Raw genomic sequence first — 2,745 nt, 5'->3', positions numbered from 1 at the left:
CTGGTAGATCTGCGATCTGCCTGGATGCGCAGCGGCGGATTCTTAAAACACGCGCTGAGGGAGCGCACCACGTGTAACCCGATTCCACACAACCGCCTGCGCGCGACCGAAGGACCTGCTTTCTGGCGAGGCGGGGCCGGCTTCATGCCGCGCGACCATCTCCTGGGTGTGTGCCAGCGAGGTCCTTCGGTCGGCGCCATGGCTTTTTCGTACCCGCTGATCGAGGAGCGGCGCCTTCCGCGGTGCGCACCCGGAGCACAGACCACGGCTGAAGCCCGCGTTTCTGGAGCATGCGGAATCTGGAATTTGCCCGGGCCGGATCCCTTGCGGCCCAGGACCTTCCGCAGCCGGCCGTCGGCCGCGAAAAGGTGCGCAGACGCATCGGACCCGTCCGTTACCACCAGCTTGCCATCCGCCCGCCAGCGGTCCTCCTTCTCCGGGAAAACAGGCGCAGGGTGCCCTCCAATCCAACCATGCGGAGGCACTGCACGAGGTCCTCACCACTCCCGCGCGGCGAAGAGTAGATTGCGGCACGTCCTCGATCGCGTGGAGCATGGGGCCGGAATCATCGGAAGCGGAGGAGATCATGGCACAGCTGGAAGGCGTGGACGTGTACCACAAGCAGGGCATCATCAACTGGACGCAGGTCCGGGACGCCGGCATTGCGTTCGCGCTGATCAAGACGAGCCAGGGAAACACGTTCGCCGATCCCAGGTCGGGGACGAACCACGCCAGGTGCCGCGAGGTGGGCATCGTACCCGGGGGATACCACTTCTACCGCCACGACGTCGATCCGGAGAAGCAGGCCAGATTCTTCCTGAACCTCCTGCCCCGCCACCCCGGCGACCTGGTTCCGGCGATCGACGTGGAGGCGGAGGGTGACGGCGGCGGGCGCGTCACCTACTCCAGGGCCGAAGTGGTGCGCCGGATCAGGGTGGTCGTCGACGCGGTGAAGGAGGCGATCGGCCGCGCGCCGATGATCTACACGTATCCGTCCGCCTGGGTGGAGCTCACCGGCAACTCCAGGGAGTTCGCCGACGAGTGCCCGCTGTGGATCGCCCGCTACGGCGTGCAGAAGCCCACGCTGGTGGGCGGCTGGACCACGCACGCGGTGTGGCAGTACACCGACCAGGGCAAGGTGAAAGGGATCGGCAGCGGCGTGGACCGCAACCGCTTCAACGGCGAAGAGGCCGAACTGGCCGCGTTCCGCCTGGGTGGCCTGGAGAAGGGCGGAAAGGCCGTGTTCAGCCAGGACGGCAAGGTGCGCAGCGCCCCCGGCGTGGGCTCGCCCGAGGTGGCGGAGCTGCCGCGTGGCACCCCGGTGTCGATCACCGACGGGCCGCGGCAGGCGGGCGGCCGTGATTGGTGGAAGATCGACGACGGCGCGGGGATGGCCGGCTGGTCCAGCAGCCGGGTCCTGGGCCCCGCCTGACCGACGGCGTGAACGCAGACCGCCCGCGCGCCGCGGGCCGCCTGTCGTCCCGGCGATGGGCGCCGCAGCCATGCACGCGGGCGGCCACGCCTTCTACCCGGCCGCCATCGGCGCCTGGCTGAGGGGCCACGTGCCGCCGGACTACCTGTCGGGCGGGCCGGCCAGAGCAGGATCTCGACGTACCCGTCCGTTCCATGCACGCGGATCCGCTGCCCATCCCGGATCCGCCCGGCGGCGTGACCCACCCCACGACCGCCGGCAGGCCGTACTCGCGCGCGATCACCGCGCCGTGCGTCATCAGGGCTTGAAACCGCCGTCCAACAGGAACGAGAGGCGCGGATGAAAGCGTCCTCCACGTCCTCCACGTCCTCCACGCCCTCCACGTCCTCCACGTCCTCCACGTCCTCCACGTCTCCGCGTGAAATCCGCCTTCGCCGCCGTGCACACCAGGGCCGCGGGATCGGACACGACCTGCGCGTCATGCGGCTCGCTTCGCCAGCCACCACCACGCCGCACGGATGCGCCACGTTTCCGGCAGGTTGTAAGATTCGGCACCCCGTGCGGCATCAGGAGAAGTGAGGCCCTCGTCTCCCCACCGCCCCTTCGTTCGATGTCTACCTGCGTGACCGAGATTCCCCCGCCCCACGCACTCGCCCGGCGCGCCGCGGCCGGCGACGCGGACGCGCTCGCGGCGCTGTACCACCGCTACGGCGAGCTGGTGCACCGCACCGCCTGGCGCGTGACGGGCTCCGCCGCCGAGGCGGACGACGTGCTGCAGGACGTCTTCATCGGCCTTCCCGAGGCGCTGCAGAAGTACGGCGCGCGCGGCAGCCTGGAAGGGTGGCTGCGGCAGGTGGCCGTCCGCACCGCCCTGATGCGCATGCGCCGCTCCGGGCGGCGGCGCGAGGTGCCGCTGGAGGGCGCGGACGAAGTGGCCGCGACGGCCGCGCAGCCGGGGCTGGCGGCGGCGCTGCACCGCGCCCTCGCGGCGCTTCCGGAGCCGCTGCGCACCGTCTTCGTGCTCAAGGAGGTCGAGGGCTACTCGCACGCCGAGATCGCCGAAACCCTCGCCATCCGCTCCGGCACCTCCGAAGTCCGGCTCTTTCGCGCGCGCAAGCTGCTGCAATCCCTGCTCAGGAGATCGCTGTGATCCTTCATCCCCCGTTGCGGACGCTGTCGCGCTTCGTGGACGGCACCCTGAACGACGCGCGCCGCGCCCACGTGCTGCGCCACCTGGAGCGCTGCGCGCGCTGCCGCGCCACGCTCGTCCGCCTGCGCGCCCTGGGCGACGCCGCGCGCCAGGACCCCGCGCC

Annotated in this window: 3 protein-coding genes and 1 pseudogene; 3 read left to right on the top strand and 1 reads right to left on the bottom strand. The window is 70.8% G+C overall.

All coding sequences use genetic code 11. The features are described 5' to 3' along the window. Positions 1-586: 586 nt before the first annotated feature. Positions 587-1,432: a GH25 family lysozyme gene (locus VGC13_RS08915; RefSeq protein WP_331124889.1), complete on the top strand. Its 846-nt coding sequence runs from the start codon at positions 587-589 to the stop codon at positions 1,430-1,432. Positions 1,433-1,602: 170 nt separating this feature from the next. Here VGC13_RS08915 and VGC13_RS33415 read toward each other — a convergent pair. After that, positions 1,603-1,733 (bottom strand): annotated as a pseudogene (locus VGC13_RS33415) (PEP-utilizing enzyme); the annotation flags it as partial. Between the two features lie 321 nt (positions 1,734-2,054). Here VGC13_RS33415 and VGC13_RS08910 point away from each other — a divergent pair. Together VGC13_RS08910 and VGC13_RS33615 are read left to right on the top strand one after the other, a co-directional pair. Then, positions 2,055-2,582 (top strand): sigma-70 family RNA polymerase sigma factor, encoded by a 528-nt coding sequence (locus VGC13_RS08910; protein WP_331124888.1) that lies wholly within the window; start codon positions 2,055-2,057, stop codon positions 2,580-2,582. After that, a partial coding sequence (locus VGC13_RS33615; RefSeq protein WP_414682985.1) for an anti-sigma factor family protein occupies positions 2,579-2,745 on the top strand: 167 nt, incomplete at its 3' end. The genes VGC13_RS08910 and VGC13_RS33615, both read left to right, overlap by 4 nt.

Source organism: Longimicrobium sp. (assembly GCF_036399255.1).
Lineage (GTDB): Bacteria > Gemmatimonadota > Gemmatimonadetes > Longimicrobiales > Longimicrobiaceae > Longimicrobium.
The sequence above is the reverse complement of the archived record's forward strand: the minus strand, read 5'-3'. Positions and strand labels throughout refer to the sequence as shown.